The sequence below is a fragment of the Oceanobacillus sp. FSL W7-1304 genome, from assembly GCF_037969805.1.
Lineage (GTDB): Bacteria > Bacillota > Bacilli > Bacillales > Amphibacillaceae > Oceanobacillus > Oceanobacillus profundus.
The window spans coordinates 4,074,338-4,091,310 of record NZ_CP150211.1; the positions used below are offsets into that span (position 1 = coordinate 4,074,338).

Below are 16,973 nucleotides of genomic sequence, written 5' to 3' on the forward strand. Positions count from 1 at the left end.
GTATGATTATTGCTGCAGTACTGGATGAAAGGAAGTTTATCGTACCAATTGTTGAAGGAAAGGTTTTACGGATTTATAATTCAAAAACTAAACAGGTTGCAGACTATGAAAATCCAGCTGTACATTTAAAAGAAGGAAGAAGGGGTGCAGCATTAAAATTTGCTGAAAAGCAAGGTGTGGAGGCATTCGTTGCCCCACCACAGACATTCTGTGAACTGTCATATGAAAAAGCTAGAAATGATGGTATTCAGTTTTTTCAGTTAAGCAATTCAATCTCATTTGACCAATTTGAAGATAGAATTAAGTCCAATTTACTTTTGCATCAATCAGAGTTGCCAGAAAATGAAATTGCTCCTAGTTTTTAAAAATGAATGAGAAGGAGGCTCTCTCTAGAATGACAAATTTAGGTGTCGAATTGGAAATCAACCAACTCGAAAAATCCTTTGGACATTTAGAAGTATTGCGTGAAGTTGATCTACGTATCAATCCTGGTGAATTTATTGCAATTGTTGGAAAGAGTGGATGCGGAAAAAGTACCTTGCTTAGACATATTGCTGGCCTTGAGAAAGCAACCACCGGAGAGGTTAAGCAGGATGATATCCTATTAGATGGTTTAAATAAACAGGCACGAATTATGTTTCAAGATGCTCGGTTATTGCCTTGGTTAACAGTTCTGGAGAATGTTGGAGTTGGATTAGGTTTAAAGAAAGAATGGATGGAACAAGCGAAGTGGGCTTTACAACAAGTCGGCTTAGAAGAGAGGGCAAAAGAGTGGCCAGCCGTTTTATCAGGAGGACAAAAGCAACGGATTGCTTTAGCTAGAGCATTGGCATCAATACCAAAATTGATGCTTCTTGATGAACCATTGGGAGCGCTTGATGCGTTGACTAGGTTAGAAATGCAGTTACTTATTGAGGAACTTTGGTTGAAACAGAAATTTACAACGATTCTGGTTACTCATGATATGAGTGAGGCAATTAAGCTTGCGGACCGTGTTATTTTAATTGAAAACGGTTCGGTGAAACTGGATTTGCGAATAGATCTCCCAAGACCAAGAACTCGATCAAATCCAAAATTTGCAAAGTTAGAAGAAGAACTTTTATCGAGTGTACTTGGAAAACAAAAGCTTGATATACAGGAACACAGGATGAGAAAAGTTGGAAATGAATAACTTTACTATGTGATTGATTGCAGTTTTATTCTTATATCAACGGCTTTGAAAAAAGAAGTTAAATATATAACATTGTGGAGGTTTTAACATGGTTGAATTTATTACAATGGCACCAACATCAGGCGATGGAGAGTTTGTTGGCGCATCCAGCAATAATGCTTCACGCAGAAAAGTGAACCCTTGGACAGGGACAGATGAAAGTTCGGAAAGACTGCCTACATTTGAATATATTAGGGATATTGCACAAGCAGCAGAAAAAGGAGGATTCTCAACATTGTTATTGCCAACAGGTGGAGGGTGCCTGGATTCCCTAGTTGTTGCAGCTAATTTGATCGGTCAGACAGATCGCTTAAAATTTCTTTTTGCGATTCGCCCGGGTTCGATTCAACCAACTATATTTGCTAAACAGTTTGCTACAGTAGATTATTGGTCAAGAGGAAGAGCGCTCGTTAATGTGGTAACAGGAGGTTCTCCAGTGGATTTAGCTGCTGATGGTGATTTTTTGGATCATGGAACAAGATACCGGAGAACTCGGGAGTATATTCAAGTATTGAAACGACTATTTACAGAAGAAACCGTTAATCATGAAGGTGAATTTTATAAACTTCAAGGATCAACATTATTTCCAAAGCCTGAAGCTATACCAAAAATATATTTTGGTGGCGCATCAGATGTTGGTAAGGACGTAGCAGCAGCGGAGTCTGATGTTTATATGTTATGGGGGGAAACACTGGAAAATACGAAAGAACGAATTAACGAAATGAAGAAACGGACAGCAGCTTACAATCGGGAATTGAGTTATAGTGTTTCTTTTCAAGTTGTATTAGGTCAGACAGAAGAAGAAGCTTATAAGAATGCTGATAGACTGCTCACAAAGGCTGAAATTGATTTGTTAAACGAGAAAAAGCAGGCAACAGCAAAAGGTGATTCCGTTGGTGTAAAAAGGCTGCACCAATTAATGGAAGAAGGGCGAGAAAATAATTTTAAGATTGGCCCTAATTTGTGGGCGGGACTGACCCAGGTATTGTCTGGAAATTCGATTGCACTCGTTGGAACGCCAGATCAGGTTGCAGCACGGATTGTGGAATTTGCTGATTTAGGATTCGATAAAGTATTGTTACGGGGTTTCCCGCATTTAGAAACAATACAAGAAATAGGTGAAAAGGTTATACCCAAGGTGCATGAGATTATTAGCATACGGCAAACAGTATAGGTGAGAGGAGTATATAAAATGGATTATTTTTCGAAAAGGAACATGTTCATTTTGTTCAGTATATTATTGCTATCCGTTCTATTTGCAGGGTGCAGTGCGATTGCAGGTTCCTCGGATGAAATTAAAATCGGTTATCAGAAAAATGGCACAACACTGACTCTAAAGAATGATGGGGAGCTTCAAAAAGAACTTGAAGATCTAGGTTATACAGTTACTTGGTCGGAGTTTAATACTGGTAGCTCAATTCTTGAAGCATTAAATTCTGGAAGTATTGACTTTGCAGGAGCCGGGGATATTCCGTCTATTTTTGCTTTAGATAAAGGAAGTGACTTTAAATATATTGCTAGTGAACCATCTGCCCCAACATCGGAGGGGATTTTAGTAAGCGAAAATTCCGATATACAGTCTCTTGAAGATTTAAAAGGGAAGAAGGTTGCTTATAATAACGCATCGATTGCTCAATATTTATTAACGAAATCGCTTCACGCTGTCGATTTATCGATTGATGATATTGAATCTGTCATTCTTAATCCACCAGATGCTAGTCTTGCTTTTGAAAAAGGAGAGGTAGATGCATGGGTTGTTTGGGATCCATATTTAGCTGATGCTGAATCTAGAGGGAATGTGGTTTTACAGACAGCAGAAGATATTGTTCCATACAGATCATTTTACTTTGCGACTTCTGAGATAACCGAGGAAGCTCCTGAGGTAGTCGAATTATTCATTGAACACTTATCACAAGTTGGCAAGAGTATTGATGCGGATCCTACTGAAGCAGCTGAGCTATTAGAAGAAGCGACCAAAATTCCTTCGGCCACATGGGGAACGGTCTTAGCAAGAAAACAATCCAATGTACAGTTTATAGACAATCAAGCAATAGAAGATTTACAAGTCGAAGCAAAAGATTTATTAGACATTGGGTTAATTAATAATGAAATAGACTTCACAGAGAACATTTGGTATCCAGAAAATAAATAATTAAAATCAGTTAATTAATGGCTAGCTTAGCAGATAGGAAAGTATAGACCTTCCTATCTGCATAAGTGAAATCTAGGTGTGTACCACCAAACATTCTATTCATAGTTCATAAGTTCACGGATGAATTATGTAAGTAAAAGGAAGTGAAAAAAGTGAAAGAAAAAACTAGTAGTTTTTATGACCGAATAGCCCCGTGGATAATTCCGGTAGCATTGTTATTGGGTTGGCAGTTATTTACAATGAACAGATCAATTTCAGGCAGCATATTGCCTCCCCCTTTGGAAGTTGTTCAAGCGGGTGCTCAAATGGCTGTGAATGGAGATCTGTGGACTCATATTTTTATTAGCTTTAACCGTGCATTAACCGGTTTTATAATCGGTGGTGGATTAGGGTTAATTTTTGGTTTATTAAATGGAATATATCCGATTGCGGAGAAACATTTAGACACTACCGTTCAAATGTTCCGTAATATCCCACATTTAGCTTTAATTCCACTTATTATATTATGGTTTGGGGTTGGTGAAGAGCCCAAAGTTATTTTGGTAGCTATTGGTGTCTTTTTTCCAATTTATATAAACACGTATCACGGCATTCGTTCGGTTGATAAGGGGCTAATTGAAATGGGAAATGTTTATCGATTATCAAGGCAGAAGCTTTTTTCAAAAATTGTACTGAGGGGAGCACTGCCATCTATTTTAGTTGGAATTCGATATGCACTGGGAACAATGTGGGTAACGTTAATCGTAGCAGAAACAGTAGCAGCTTCCTCTGGAATTGGTTACATGTCAAATAATGCCCGAGAATTTATGCAACTTGATATCGTTGTTCTAGCGATATTACTATACGCACTTTTAGGGAAGCTGGCAGATTCTCTTGCGAAGCTATTAGAGAGCAGACTCCTAAAGTGGAATCCAGTTTATCAAAAGAAATAGTATGAAAGGATTGAAAACAGTGGAGAAAAAACAGATAGCTTTAGGTGTTTTTCTTATGGGAACAGGTCATCATATGGCCTCATGGAGACACCCAGATGTTCCAGCCGATGGATTTGAAGATTTTAACTTTTATCGTGAAGTTGCTGAAATTGCTGAGAAAGGAAAGCTAGATATGATTTTTTTAAGTGATGGTCTTTCTTTTCATCGATTATCACACCCTGCAGAATTAGTAAGGCTAGATCCGCTTACACTTCTTCCTGCATTAGCTGCTGTTACAAAAAAAATTGGTCTTGCAGCTACAGCATCAACAACATACAATGAGCCATTTCATCTAGCTAGAAAATTTGCTTCACTAGATCATATAAGCAATGGAAGATCAGCATGGAATGTGGTGACGTCCTATTATGAGCACGAAGCAAGCAATTTTAGTAAGAAGGAACATTTAGCGCATGACCTACGCTATGAACGAGCAGGTGAATTTGTCGAAGTCGTGAAAGGTTTATGGGATAGTTGGGAAGACGGAGTACTTATTCGTGATAAAGAATCTGGTGTTTACTTTAATTCTGATAAGTTGCATTCATTGAATCATGAAGGAAAGCATTTTTCTGTAAAAGGACCATTAAATGCATCGCGTTCACCGCAAGGTCATCCAGTTATCGTTCAGGCGGGGTCTTCAGAAGCTGGCACAACGCTTGCGGCCCAGACAGCGGATGTTATTTTCACAGCACAGCAGACGCTTGAAGGGGCACAACAATTTTATAAAAAAGTAAAGAAAAAGGTAATTGCCTCTGGAAGAAAACCGGATGAAGTAAAAATTATGCCAGGTGTTTCCCCTTTTATAGGCAGGACAGAGGCTGAGGCTAAAGAGAAATATGAGCAATTACAAGACCTGATTGTTTCAGAGATTGGACTTGATTTCTTATCCGATTATCTTGGTGGTATGGATTTCTCAAATCTTTCACTTGATGATCAACTTCCGGATGAAATCCCGAAAACGAATGGAAACCAAAGCAGAAGAGAATTAATAATTGAACTGGCGAGGCGAGAAAACTTAACAATTAGGGAGCTTTATAAACGAATTGCTGGTGCAAGAGGACATTTCACGATATTCGGTACACCGGAACAGATTGCAGACCAATTAGAAGCTTGGATTGTAGCTGAAGGTGCGGATGGTTTTAATTTAATGCCTCAATATTTACCTGGTGGCTTAAGCGAATTTGTTGAACAAGTTATTCCAATACTTCAGCAGCGCGGGCTATTTAGAAAGGAATATGATTACAGTACACTTCGGGGCCATTTAGGTTTGTTAATGCCGGAGTCTAAATATTCAGCATTAAAAACCAGATAATATGTAGAGGCATGTCTGCTGCATGCCTCTATAATTTCTGTTCATAATAACATTCAAACACGAGGTTAAATTATAAAAGCTACTGCGAATCAGTTTAAGTATTCTTATCATTCTTCAACAATTGCATCCGATTGTTAAATAGACTTGGATAGGATAAGAATCCTAGCATGGCACTTGTAACGACAGCAGAAGTTAAAACTAGAAAAAGAATAAGTAATTGAAATTGTACAGCTTGTATAGGATCTGCACCCGCAATGATTTGTCCACTCATCATTCCAGGAAGCTGAACGAGCCCAATTGTTTTCTGGCTTTCAATTGTCGGTATTGTACTTGCTTGAATCGATGTAATAAGTTGTTTATGAATTGCTTGCTTTGGTGTTCCGCCAAGGGATAGAATTAGCTCTGCTTTATCTTGATGGGTATCAATTTCAGCTGTAAACCGATTAAGAAATAGAATCGAAAGCACCATCGAATTCCCGATCATCATACCACTAATGGGAATAATATATTGAGCCGTGGGTGGTATAATGTGGAACCCGAGTAAAATACTTTGAGTTAATACTTCGATGAAAACATATGTCGAAACGAGTTTCCATGTAATCCCTTTTATCGTAACACCTTTTTTCCTTGCATTATGTGTTGCAGCAAAAATCATCAACATAATCATGAGTATGATAAAGATCATACTTTCTGAGTCAAATACGAATTGCAGAACAAAGCCAACTGCTAATAATTGTATCGTTGAGCGAATCACTGCGACAATGGTATCTTTTTCTAATCCTAGATTAAGCGTTTTTGATAATAAAATTGGTATCAAGACGAAAATAAGAGCTAAGGCTAATGTCAAATAGCTCATACATTAACCCCCTCTACAAATTGTTTTACTCTTTCATCTTGAGGGTTATCCAGAAGGCTAGTTTCTCCAGTTTCAACAACTTCTCCGTTCATCATCACCCATGTATAATCCCCAACTGATAAGGCCTGCTGTAAATTGTGGGTAATCCATATAATTGTTGTACGATATTTCTGGTTAATTTTCACAATCAATTCCTCAATATCTTGTTGTGAAACACGGTCAAGTGAAGAAGTAATCTCATCAAGCAATAAAACTTTTGGTCGATTTACAAGCGTCCTCGCTACTGAAACTTTTTGTCGCTGTCCACCAGATAAATCCTTGACATTTCGATATAAAAATTCTTCATCTAAGCGAACATCGCGCAGTAATTCCTTTGCTTTTTCCTCTTTTAACTGTTTACCTTGTAATGTTAAAGGCAGGGCTAAGTTTGAAAAAACCGTACCACTTATCATAGTTGCACTTTGTAATGCTAACCCGATATTGCGACGTAATGTGGTTGGTTCATAATCCGTAATCGGTTTATTTTTAATATAAATTTCACCGGATTTTGGTGATATAAGTCCATTACATAATCTAAATAATGTTGTTTTCCCAGCGCCTGAAGGTCCAACCAATGTTGTTATTTTCCCTTCAGGAAAGGAGCCGGTAATATCCTTTAAAATATGTACGTCTCCATCAAAATAATTCACATGGTTTAACTGAATTACTGTATTGTTGCTTGCTGTCATTGTGCTCCACCTTTTTTCATAATACAAGCCTGTTTTAATTTTCTTTTAAACACGCTTAATAAATCGTTCCCTAATAACAAGGTTTATAATTGTGACAATACTTATTATCGTTTATTTTTAATAATGATGCTAAAATTATGCACAGAAAAGAGAAGTGAACTTAAAGAAGGCATGCTACATGCATGCCACTAGAAACCTTATAATTTTTGACCATAATAACGATCTAGAGAAAAACCGCGGCCTAAAATTTCAGATGCATTAATAAAAATAACAAAAGTTGAAGGAGCTTCTTTTTGCAACAGTTTTTTCAGCTGCACGGCCTCTTGTTGTTCAGTTACACAGAGAATCATTGTCTTATCAAGGTTAGAATAGCCGCCGACAGATCGAACTTTCGTTAAACCACGGTCGATTCCTTCATGAATAAGAGTTTGAATTTTTTCTTCTTCATCGGTAATGATTAAAATTAACTTTGTCGCTGTTGTTCGTAATTGAACAAAATCAATTGCTTTTCCACTAATGTAGATAGCTAATAGCGCAAATAAAGTGAGTTCTAAACTAAATACGATGATGGAGGCAATTACGACAAGCCCGTCCACAATAAATTGAGAATACCCGCTTGATATACCGGTGAACTTCTTTACGATTTGTGCGATTGCTGCCGTTCCACCTGTTGATCCATTTCCTTTATAAACAATACCTAGTCCAATACCGAGTAAGATTCCACCGTAAAGAGCTCCTAGCAGTGGATTCGTAATTTCAATCGGAATATCCGCTGAAAGATAAATAATCAAAGGAACCCAAAATGTACCTAGCAGTGTTTTGAAGCTGAAGTCTTTACCTAACGCAAACCAGCCAATAAAGAAGATTGGTATGTTAATCACGAGTTGAACAAGTGCTGGACTTAGTGCGTATATTTCAAATAGGATGGTGCTAATTCCTGATATACCACCTGCCGCAAGCTTTGCTGGCAGAAAAAATGTGTTATAAGAAAGTCCGACAAGTGTGGCGCCAAGGATAATATAGATATATTCCATCATTGATTTATTCTGTTTTAATTTTTTCATTCGCTTATTTCCTTTCCGTTTTCAACCTAACCTTATTTACTTTATCATTTGCGAGCATTAGAGTAAATAGCATATAACTAAGCGTTGGTCAAAAGGAAAGGGTATATAAAAACACGGATTCAAGTTGAACCCGTGTAAGCTATCTTATTATACAGTTGCTGTCATTTTTTCCGTTTCAGCGATTTTTGCCGCAACTTTCTCTGTGAATTCTTTGCCGATTTTTGGTATGACTGTTTTTAATACGGGATTGATCATCGCTCCCATCATGCCTTTAACCGTAATATTTAAGCTTCCGGTTATTTGTGTTTTTGCTTGGGATAAGGGAGTTGCTTTAAAATATCCGTCACCTACCCAGCTTTCGCTTGAACCACTTAATTCAAATATAATGTGTGATGGTTCTGTCCATTCAGTAATCCGGACTTTCACACGTACATCTTTTTGAACTACTCCAATATCACCGTGTAATTTCCATGTTGATTGACGCTCATTAATAATTTCATGTTCCGTATATCCTGGAACAAGGGGCGCCCAGTTATTCATGTCACTAACAAAATTCCAAATCCTTTTACTTGGCATATCTAATTCGACATGATGGATGCTTTGTGCCATGCGTACTGACCTCCTTTGCCTATGTAATGAATACATGCAAATTTAATATATGATGCAAATGCCATTTTTAGACTAAGTAGTATAGACATAACCTTAACTATTCATAATAAAATGGAGCAGTTTAATTCTGTTCAACTACACCGAGGAGTGATCGATGATGGCTCGTAACAACAGAAATCAATTGTTAGTGCCTGGTGCGGAAAATGCAGTGGACAACATGAAGGAAGAAATTGCAAATGAGTTCAAAGTAGAACTTGGAGCTGATACAACTGCACGTGAAAACGGTTCGGTGGGTGGCGAGATGGTCAAACGAATGATCAAAATCGCTGAGGAAAGTATGGTTAATAAACGTAATTAGTTGGTAGTAATTGAGGATACCCGGTTATATAGTTGGGTATCCTTTTTTAGCATAGGTATAGGATAGTTTTTTTCAAAAAGAAACCGGCAGAATGCCGATTTCTTTTTGAAATTATTGTTTTACAGCGCTTTTTGCTTCAACTTTCTCAATCCAGTTAAACGGATCCTCTAATTTTCCATATTGGATGCCAGTTATTGTGTCATAAACCTTTTGGGAAACTTCCCCAGTTTTTCCTCCGTTAATTACCATATCCTTACCTTCCCATGACAATTGCGCGATAGGGGAGATAACAGCGGCAGTTCCGGAACCAAATGCTTCTTCTAATAAACCTTCTTGATGCGCCTGATATAGTTCATCCATAGAAATTCGACGTTCTGATACTGGTATATTCCAATGTTTAAGAAGTTCAATTACAGAATCTCTAGTTATGCCAGCAAGAATACTTCCATTAAGCTTTGGTGTTACAACTTCTCCATTGATTTTGAAGAATACGTTCATGCTACCAACTTCCTCAATATACTTTTGTTCGACACCATCTAACCAAAGTACCTGGGCGAACCCGCCTTTAGCAACATCCTCCTGTGCTTTTAAGCTAGCAGCATAGTTTCCACCGGTTTTTGCTTCACCAGTACCGCCTTTAACCGCACGAACGTACTTGTTTTCAACAGCAATCTTAACAGGGTTAATCCCTTCTTTGTAGTAAGCGCCAACTGGGGATAGAATAACGATAAATTTATAATTGCGTGATGGTGCAACACCAAGATAGGGCTCTGTTGAAATAATAAATGGTCGAATATAAAGCGATGTTCCATCAGCGTCAGGAACCCAGTCTTTATCCATTGCTACAAGCTGTTTAATTGCCTTTAATCCGAATTCCTCATCAATAGGCGGAATGCAAAGTCGGTCACTTGAACGATTTAATCGTTCCAAATTCTTTTCTGGTCTAAACAATTGTACATCTCCGTCTTCCGTGCGAAATGCTTTTAATCCCTCGAAAACGGATTGCCCGTAATGGAATATCATGGAAGAAGGATCGATCATTAGAGGTTGATATGGTACAATGCTCGCATTATGCCACCCTAATGGATCAGAATAATCCATCACAAACATATGATCTGTAAAAGCTCTGCCGAAAATAAGCTGATCAGAATTGGGCTTCTCTTTTTTTGTTTCACTTAGTTGTAAGCGAATTGTTTTGTCTTCCATATCAATTATCTCCTTGTTCTAAAAGTTTCTATATATCATAATAGATATTTAGAATTTGTGCAAGACTTAATTTTTAATTAATTTTGTTAAGTTAGTTTTATTTCGATATGTTAAAATGAAAAAAAGGTTTAAAGGAGATGAAAAATGATTAAAGCAGTAATTTTTGACTTAGATGATACATTGCTTTGGGATGAAAAAAGTGTTAAACACGCTTTTGAAAGGACTTGTGAGCTGGCAGTTAAGAAATATGGTCTCAACCCAGATGAGCTGGAAGCTGCTGTTAGAGAGCATGCTAGAAAGCTTTATGCTTCGTACGATACATATGAATTTACACAAATGATCGGAATTAATCCATTTGAGGGACTTTGGGCGAATTTCTTGGATGAAGGGGAGGACTTTGCTAAATTGAAGGAAATTGCTCCCCTGTATCGTAGGGAAGCATGGACAGCAGGGCTAAAAGCGCTAGGTGTTGATGATCCTGAATTTGGCTTGGAGCTAGCAGAAGCTTTCCCGCGGGAGCGAAAGAAAACAGCACTTTTATTTGATGATACGATTCAAGTACTGGATAAATTGAAAGGGCACTATCAACTGCTCATGTTAACGAATGGATCTCCAGAGTTACAAAATACAAAACTGACACTAACACCGGAATTAGTTGCCTATTTTGATCAAATCGTGATCTCTGGTGACTTTGGAAAAGGAAAACCGGATCCAACGATTTTTGAGCATACTTTAAAATTGCTTTCGCTCGATAAAGATGAAGTAGTCATGGTCGGTGACAACCTGAATACTGATATACTTGGAGCAAAAAGGGCTGGGATAACATCTGTATGGTTAAATCGACATGACAGAAAACCAGAAGATGTTAAACCAACGTATGAAATCACAAACTTATTAGAGCTTTTGCCAATTCTTGAAGATTAGGTAATACACAAAAGCACACCGTCCAAAAATAGAGGTGTGCTTTTAATCTGCTATAAATCAATCGATGTTACTTCTTTAATCTCCTCAAGACTCTTTAATTCTTCCATTGCTTCTGTTTCTAAATGTTTATCGATCGTCAGTACCATGATTGCATTCCCGCCGATATCTGAACGGTCTACTTGCATCGTAGCAATATTTATTTGATGCTTTGCAATGGTGCTTCCCATTCGACCAATAACACCAGGCTGGTCAACATGCTGGATAACAACAAGGTGACCTTCTGGAGTAACGTCAATACTATATTCGTCGACTTTCACAATCCGCGGTCCAAATCCATTCAGCAAAGTACCGGCAACTTTACGTGTTCCTGATTTGCTCTTTACTTCTACTGTGATTAAATTCGTAAATCCTTTTGTTGAAGAGGTTTTATTTTCATTAACGATAATTCCTTTTTTATTTGCAAGATATAATGCATTGACGTCATTTACGTGATCACCTAAGTGACGTTTTAAAATCCCTTTAATTGTGTTGCGTGTTAATGGTGCTACTTCCATATCGGATAGGTCACCAGAATAGGAGATATTAATTTCTTCTGCTACATCCTTCGTCAAATCAATTAAGAAAACTCCTAATTTCTCAGCTAAATGGAAATAAGGTTCAATTTTATGCATCAGCTCACTTGGAACAGAGGGAAGGTTGACTGGATTTTTCACGACATCTCCATTCAAAAAGCTGAGCACGTCGTGACTGACATCAACAGCTACAATTTCCTGTGCTTCAATGGTGCTTGCACCTAAATGTGGTGTTGCTACTACTTCTGGCAGTTCTAATAATTTATGATCGATAAAAGGCTCTTCTTCAAAGACATCTAATGCGGCCCCAGCCACTTTTTTTGAAATAATTGCATCATATAATGCATCTTCATCAATAATTCCACCGCGTGCACAATTTATAATGTGAACCCCTGGCTTCATGCGTTCAAAGGCTTCAGCGTTAATAAGATGTCTTGTCTCTTTCATCAATGGCGTATGAACTGTAATAAAGTCAGCTTGCTCAATAACCTCTTCTAGTGTCCCATAACCAATACCCATTTTATCTGCTTTTTCTTTTGTTAAAAATGGGTCATAGGCAATGACGTTCATACGCTGACCTTTTGCACGGAAAGCAACTTCTGCACCAATTCTACCTAGACCAACTACACCAAGTGTCTTATTTTTTAGTTCTACACCGACATATTTTTTACGGTCCCACTTTTTATGTTTTAATGCATGGTACGCTTGTGGAATATTTCGTGATAGTGACATAAGCATCGCAATTGTATGCTCTGCTGCTGAATTGGTATTTCCATTTGGCGCATTGACAACGATAATACCATTCTCAGTAGCAGCATCGAGGTCAATATTGTCAACTCCAACACCAGCACGACCAATGATTTTTAACTTTTTAGCTTTATTAATTAATTCACGCGTTACCTGTGTTTGACTTCGAACGAGCAAAGCATCAAATTCGCCGATTCGATCTTCCAGTTCTTCTTTACTTAAATGTGTTTCGATGACAAGATTCATATTCGGCGCTTCACGTAGTGGTCCGATACCATCCTCACTTAGCGGATCACTGATTAAAATGTTAAACATTATGCTAGTACCCCCTGTTGTAAATAAACTTCCTGAGCGGCGCGTATGCCTTGTCCCAACTCAATCTGCTTGCCGATTTTTCTTAAGCTGATTTCTACGATACCGATAATTTGCAGCACATCTGCAGGAGAACAATAGCCCATATGGCCAATTCGGAAAATTTTACCCTGTAGATGCTGCTGCCCGCCAGCAACTGATAAATTAAATTCTTGCTTCATTACTTTTCTTAAATCCTCTGCAGCAAAATCATTCGGTCTAATTGCAGTAACCGTCGGTGAAGCTGCATCATCCGCTGTCAGCAAAGGAATTTCCATTGCTTTAAATGCTGAACGTGTCATTTTTTTCATTAATTCATGTCTTGTATAGACATTTTGCAGACCTTCCTTTTCTACAAGATTCAACACTTGATCTAATCCAAACAATAAGGATAGTGCAGGTGTGAATGGCGTAGAATCATCGGCAAGACTCTTGCGATATTTTCGCAAATCGAGGTAGAAACGGGCTTGTTTGTTTTGCTCAATGATTTTCCATGCTTCTTCACTCACTGTAATAAAAGTTAATCCTGCTGGAAGCATCATTGCTTTTTGTGAGCCTGTAACGAGTACATCAATTCCCCATGCATCTACTTCTGTATCGACTCCGCCAACACAAGAGACACCATCAACAATCACAAGTGCATTCGAATTTTCGTGAACAACTGTACACAATTCTTGAATCGGATTTAATATACCTGTGGAAGTTTCACAATAAGTAGCAAAAACGGCTTTTATATTTGGATGATCCTTTAAGTATGTTTTTATGTATGCTGGATCAAATGCTGCACCCCACTCTACATCGTAGCGCTGTACGGCAACATCATATGCCTGACAAATTTTCACAAAACGATCACCGAAAGCTCCAGTAACAATAACGAGTACCTCATCACCAGGTTTAACTGTATTAACAACAGCAGTTTCAAGTCCTGCTGTACCACTTCCAGAAACAATTAATACGTCTTGTTCTGTTCCGAAAATCGGTTTTAATCTTGGTTTGATTCGCTGGATTAAATCTTTTGTTTCTTTTCCACGATGTCCAATCATCGTTTGGTTCATAGCCCGCTGCACACTTGGTGGAATTGGGCTTGGTCCGGGTATTCTTAATAAATGCTGATCTGCTAGCATGTTGCACTGCTCCTTTTTTTGAGTTTATATGATTCATTTACTCTTGTACGGATGTCATTTTTTGAGAAACGAATTCATTCATATAGCAACCCATATTAGTTATTCAATATAACAAGTATACAACTGTTGTCAACAAATTTTGCGAAGTAATATTTTTCAGTAAAAATAACTGAAATAAATGTAATCGCTTTATGTATGTATGTGGTTGGATCCGTAATTAATTTAACATTGTCCATTTTAATATTTTGATGCTATGAACATTCTGTTTATTTTTACAATTTGATTGAAGTATAGATTGATTAATCATATAATAGTGCGAAAGAAAGGTGGTATCCTCAAATGAGTAAGGATTTGCGAATCAAAAGTAATGCTTTTGACGGAACTATGCGAGCCCCAAATCGTGCAATGCTGCGGGCTGTTGGTGTTTCAGATGAAGATTTTAAAAAACCAATGGTAGGTGTAGCAAGTACTTGGGCGGAAGTAACACCGTGTAATATCCATATTGATGAACTGGCTGTTCGTGCTAAAAAAGGAGTGCGAGAAGCTGGTGGTGTTCCATTGATTTTTAATACGATAACAGTATCTGATGGAATTTCGATGGGGACACAAGGAATGCGATATTCATTACCAAGTCGTGACATAATTGCTGATTCGATTGAAACGGTTGTCGGAGCAGAAAACTTAGATGGACTTGTGGCAATTGGTGCTTGTGATAAAAATATCCCAGGATGCATGATTGCAATCGCGAATTCGAATGTCCCATCCGTTTTTGTTTATGGGGGAACTATCGCACCTGGAACACATCGAGGAAAAGACATTGACATCGTTTCCGTGTTTGAAGGCGTTGGTAAGCATAACAATGGTGATATTGATGATAACGAATTAAAAGCGATTGAATGCAGTGCATGCCCTGGTGCTGGTGCATGTGGAGGAATGTATACTGCTAATACAATGGCTTCGGCCGTAGAAGCAATGGGAATGAGTCTCCCAGGAAGCTCTTCCAATCCAGCAGAATCTAAAGAGAAAGAGGAAGATGTAAAAGCTGCTGGACAAGCTGTTTATTCCATGCTGGAAAACGATATTTATCCTAAAGATATTATGACAAGAGAAGCATTTGAAAATGCGATTACAGTTGTGATGGCACTTGGAGGATCGACCAATGCAATTCTTCACTTGCTTGCAATTGCTCATGCAGCAGAAGTAGATTTAACAATTGATGACTTTAATCGAATACAGGAAAAAGTACCGCATCTTGCAGATTTGAAACCTAGTGGACGTTTTGTGATGCAAGACTTGCATCGAGCAGGCGGGGTGCAAGCAGTTATGAAGCTGCTTCTTGAAAATGGCTATCTGCATGGAGATTGTTTAACGGTGACAGGAAAAACAATCGCTGAAAACCTTGCGGACGCACCATCACTTGCAGATGGTCAGGAAATCATAATGCCTTTTGATAGTCCAAAACGTAAAGATGGACCATTAATTGTTTTAAAAGGGAACTTATCGCCAACAGGAGCTGTTGCTAAAGTATCCGGGGTGAAAGTCACACGTCATACAGGACCGGCACGTGTATTCGATACCGAAAAAGAAGCGACTGCAGCCGTTATGGCGAATGAAATCAAGGATGGGGATGTTCTTGTAATTCGTTATGTGGGGCCTAAAGGCGGACCTGGTATGCCTGAAATGCTCTCCATTTCTAGTATTCTTGTTGGTAAAGGAATGGGTGAATCGGTTGCGCTATTAACCGATGGGCGATTTTCTGGTGGTACACATGGTCTTGTAGTTGGTCATATTTCACCAGAAGCACAAGCAGGTGGTCCAATTGCACTCTTACAAGAAGGTGACATGGTAACGATTGATTCGGGTGAAAAATTAATTTCTGTCGATCTTTCTGAAGCTGATCTGGAGAAACGTCGTAAAGACTGGATAGCCCCACCGTTATACAGTAAAGGGATACTAGGCAAGTACGCACATAATGTTTCCTGTTCATCCAAAGGTGCTGTTACAGATTATTTGAATAGATAACATTCATTGCGAGCGTCTGTTTGAAGACGCTCGTTTTTTAGTAGGTAGAAAACAGATGAAAATACTTTTATCTGCATTAGTGAAAGAAAATTATTTTCCTAAAGGATATGAAAATCCCAAATCTGCTAAGAAAAATTTACAAATCTAAGAGAGTATGAGGCTTCAATGTTGTAAACGCATACAAAAAGACGAACTAAATAAAATTATCTAAAAACTTCTGAAAAACTCTTGACTCTTCCCGGAAAACATTATATGATTGACCGCAATATCAAGAATTCAATTAACAAACCTATTTTTCTGAATAACGAATTATAGTTGTTACTATGAATTTTCAAAATCTTATAACTGTTGGTTTAAAACTAAATACAATAACTCGATGACGAGAAAAAAAGAACATGCCACGTGTATTCACAGAGAGCTGGGGTTGCTGGAAGCCCAGAAATACATATTGTTCTGACATCTTCTCTGAGTGCCGTTTTGAACGGAGCGTAAGAACGATGCTTTTATTAGATTCGGTCAGGTGCAGTTTTTGTGTACCTGTTATCCAAGTAGGCTAATTATCAGCCTGCCGAGGTAGTATTCGTGAGGATGCTATGAACATGGGTGGTACCGTGAAAAGAAGACTCTTTTCTCCCCAATAATTCTGATGTTATGCAGATTATAGGGGAGAGAAGGGTCTTTTTTTACTGGAAGGAAAACTCACAATTTCCTTACTGCATAAGTGCAACATACTGAATGCCAAGTTTTCTAAAATTAATATGAACCTAAGG

16 protein-coding genes are annotated in these 16,973 nt (G+C 38.1%); 9 read left to right on the forward strand and 7 right to left on the reverse strand.

The window, feature by feature from the left end:
• Window positions 1-2 precede the first annotated feature (2 nt).
• The 6 genes from NYE61_RS20020 (at window position 3) to NYE61_RS20045 (ending at window position 5,642) form a co-directional block, all read left to right on the forward strand.
• The gene (locus NYE61_RS20020; RefSeq protein WP_251659245.1) at window positions 3-365 is read left to right on the forward strand and encodes a hypothetical protein; all 363 of its coding nucleotides are present in this window, start codon (window positions 3-5) and stop codon (window positions 363-365) included.
• Window positions 366-394: 29 nt separating this feature from the next.
• Window positions 395-1,171: an ATP-binding cassette domain-containing protein gene (locus NYE61_RS20025; RefSeq protein WP_339316446.1), complete on the forward strand. Its 777-nt coding sequence runs from the start codon at window positions 395-397 to the stop codon at window positions 1,169-1,171.
• 88 nt (window positions 1,172-1,259) lie between these two features.
• On the forward strand, window positions 1,260-2,384 hold the full coding sequence (locus NYE61_RS20030) for an LLM class flavin-dependent oxidoreductase (protein ID WP_251659242.1): 1,125 nt from the start codon (window positions 1,260-1,262) through the stop codon (window positions 2,382-2,384).
• 18 nt (window positions 2,385-2,402) lie between these two features.
• Window positions 2,403-3,362 carry an aliphatic sulfonate ABC transporter substrate-binding protein gene (locus NYE61_RS20035; RefSeq protein WP_339316449.1) on the forward strand — a complete coding sequence of 320 codons (960 nt, stop codon included), beginning with the start codon at window positions 2,403-2,405 and terminating at the stop codon, window positions 3,360-3,362.
• 152 nt (window positions 3,363-3,514) lie between these two features.
• Window positions 3,515-4,294 (forward strand): ABC transporter permease subunit, encoded by a 780-nt coding sequence (locus NYE61_RS20040; RefSeq protein WP_303447595.1) that lies wholly within the window; start codon window positions 3,515-3,517, stop codon window positions 4,292-4,294.
• A gap of 19 nt (window positions 4,295-4,313) precedes the next feature.
• Window positions 4,314-5,642 (forward strand): LLM class flavin-dependent oxidoreductase, encoded by a 1,329-nt coding sequence (locus tag NYE61_RS20045; protein ID WP_339316451.1) that lies wholly within the window; start codon window positions 4,314-4,316, stop codon window positions 5,640-5,642.
• A 94-nt stretch (window positions 5,643-5,736) separates the two neighbouring features.
• Here NYE61_RS20045 and fetB read toward each other — a convergent pair whose 3' ends face one another.
• From fetB to NYE61_RS20065, 4 genes are all read right to left on the reverse strand, one after another.
• A complete protein-coding gene (gene fetB, locus NYE61_RS20050) occupies window positions 5,737-6,498 on the reverse strand; it encodes an iron export ABC transporter permease subunit FetB (RefSeq protein ID WP_303447596.1) in 762 nt (253 codons plus the stop codon).
• A complete protein-coding gene (locus NYE61_RS20055; protein ID WP_095310757.1) occupies window positions 6,495-7,226 on the reverse strand; it encodes a phosphate ABC transporter ATP-binding protein in 732 nt (243 codons plus the stop codon). Before NYE61_RS20055 ends, fetB begins: the two co-directional genes overlap by 4 nt.
• 197 nt (window positions 7,227-7,423) lie before the next feature.
• On the reverse strand, window positions 7,424-8,290 hold the full coding sequence (locus tag NYE61_RS20060; protein ID WP_095310755.1) for a YitT family protein: 867 nt from the start codon (window positions 8,288-8,290) through the stop codon (window positions 7,424-7,426).
• 147 nt (window positions 8,291-8,437) lie between these two features.
• Window positions 8,438-8,899: an SRPBCC family protein gene (locus NYE61_RS20065; protein ID WP_339316454.1), complete on the reverse strand. Its 462-nt coding sequence runs from the start codon at window positions 8,897-8,899 to the stop codon at window positions 8,438-8,440.
• 157 nt (window positions 8,900-9,056) lie between these two features.
• Between NYE61_RS20065 and NYE61_RS20070 the strand changes: the two genes are divergently transcribed.
• Window positions 9,057-9,257, forward strand: a complete 201-nt coding sequence (locus NYE61_RS20070) for an alpha/beta-type small acid-soluble spore protein (protein ID WP_095310751.1) — start codon at window positions 9,057-9,059, stop codon at window positions 9,255-9,257.
• 111 nt (window positions 9,258-9,368) lie between these two features.
• Here the strand turns inward: NYE61_RS20070 and NYE61_RS20075 are convergent, their stop codons facing one another.
• The gene (locus NYE61_RS20075; protein WP_095310749.1) at window positions 9,369-10,463 is read right to left on the reverse strand and encodes a branched-chain amino acid aminotransferase; all 1,095 of its coding nucleotides are present in this window, start codon (window positions 10,461-10,463) and stop codon (window positions 9,369-9,371) included.
• Between the two features lie 144 nt (window positions 10,464-10,607).
• Between NYE61_RS20075 and NYE61_RS20080 the strand changes: the two genes are divergently transcribed.
• The gene (locus NYE61_RS20080) at window positions 10,608-11,387 is read left to right on the forward strand and encodes an HAD family hydrolase (protein WP_339316456.1); all 780 of its coding nucleotides are present in this window, start codon (window positions 10,608-10,610) and stop codon (window positions 11,385-11,387) included.
• 50 nt (window positions 11,388-11,437) lie between these two features.
• Here the strand turns inward: NYE61_RS20080 and serA are convergent, their stop codons facing one another.
• Together serA and NYE61_RS20090 are read right to left on the reverse strand one after the other, a co-directional pair.
• Window positions 11,438-13,024: a phosphoglycerate dehydrogenase gene (gene serA, locus NYE61_RS20085; RefSeq protein ID WP_095310744.1), complete on the reverse strand. Its 1,587-nt coding sequence runs from the start codon at window positions 13,022-13,024 to the stop codon at window positions 11,438-11,440.
• Window positions 13,021-14,181: an alanine--glyoxylate aminotransferase family protein gene (locus tag NYE61_RS20090; RefSeq protein ID WP_339316458.1), complete on the reverse strand. Its 1,161-nt coding sequence runs from the start codon at window positions 14,179-14,181 to the stop codon at window positions 13,021-13,023. The genes serA and NYE61_RS20090 overlap by 4 nt, the downstream gene beginning before the upstream one ends.
• Window positions 14,182-14,520: 339 nt before the next feature.
• Between NYE61_RS20090 and ilvD the strand changes: the two genes are divergently transcribed.
• Window positions 14,521-16,203 carry a dihydroxy-acid dehydratase gene (ilvD, locus tag NYE61_RS20095; protein ID WP_339316460.1) on the forward strand — a complete coding sequence of 561 codons (1,683 nt, stop codon included), beginning with the start codon at window positions 14,521-14,523 and terminating at the stop codon, window positions 16,201-16,203.
• The last annotated feature ends 770 nt before the right edge of the window (window positions 16,204-16,973 follow it).

What these genes read in the sequence shown, in the direction of transcription:
- NYE61_RS20020 (WP_251659245.1), top strand. Translation starts at nt 3, where the DNA reads ATGATTATTGCTGCAGTACTGGATGAAAGGAAGTTTATCGTACCAATT.
- NYE61_RS20025 (WP_339316446.1), top strand. Translation starts at nt 395, where the DNA reads ATGACAAATTTAGGTGTCGAATTGGAAATCAACCAACTCGAAAAATCC.
- NYE61_RS20030 (WP_251659242.1), top strand. Translation starts at nt 1,260, where the DNA reads ATGGTTGAATTTATTACAATGGCACCAACATCAGGCGATGGAGAGTTT.
- NYE61_RS20035 (WP_339316449.1), top strand. Translation starts at nt 2,403, where the DNA reads ATGGATTATTTTTCGAAAAGGAACATGTTCATTTTGTTCAGTATATTA.
- fetB (WP_303447596.1), bottom strand. Translation starts at nt 6,498, where the DNA reads ATGAGCTATTTGACATTAGCCTTAGCTCTTATTTTCGTCTTGATACCA.
- NYE61_RS20055 (WP_095310757.1), bottom strand. Translation starts at nt 7,226, where the DNA reads ATGACAGCAAGCAACAATACAGTAATTCAGTTAAACCATGTGAATTAT.
- NYE61_RS20060 (WP_095310755.1), bottom strand. Translation starts at nt 8,290, where the DNA reads ATGAAAAAATTAAAACAGAATAAATCAATGATGGAATATATCTATATT.
- NYE61_RS20065 (WP_339316454.1), bottom strand. Translation starts at nt 8,899, where the DNA reads ATGGCACAAAGCATCCATCATGTCGAATTAGATATGCCAAGTAAAAGG.
- NYE61_RS20070 (WP_095310751.1), top strand. Translation starts at nt 9,057, where the DNA reads ATGGCTCGTAACAACAGAAATCAATTGTTAGTGCCTGGTGCGGAAAAT.
- NYE61_RS20075 (WP_095310749.1), bottom strand. Translation starts at nt 10,463, where the DNA reads ATGGAAGACAAAACAATTCGCTTACAACTAAGTGAAACAAAAAAAGAG.
- NYE61_RS20080 (WP_339316456.1), top strand. Translation starts at nt 10,608, where the DNA reads ATGATTAAAGCAGTAATTTTTGACTTAGATGATACATTGCTTTGGGAT.
- NYE61_RS20090 (WP_339316458.1), bottom strand. Translation starts at nt 14,181, where the DNA reads ATGCTAGCAGATCAGCATTTATTAAGAATACCCGGACCAAGCCCAATT.
- ilvD (WP_339316460.1), top strand. Translation starts at nt 14,521, where the DNA reads ATGAGTAAGGATTTGCGAATCAAAAGTAATGCTTTTGACGGAACTATG.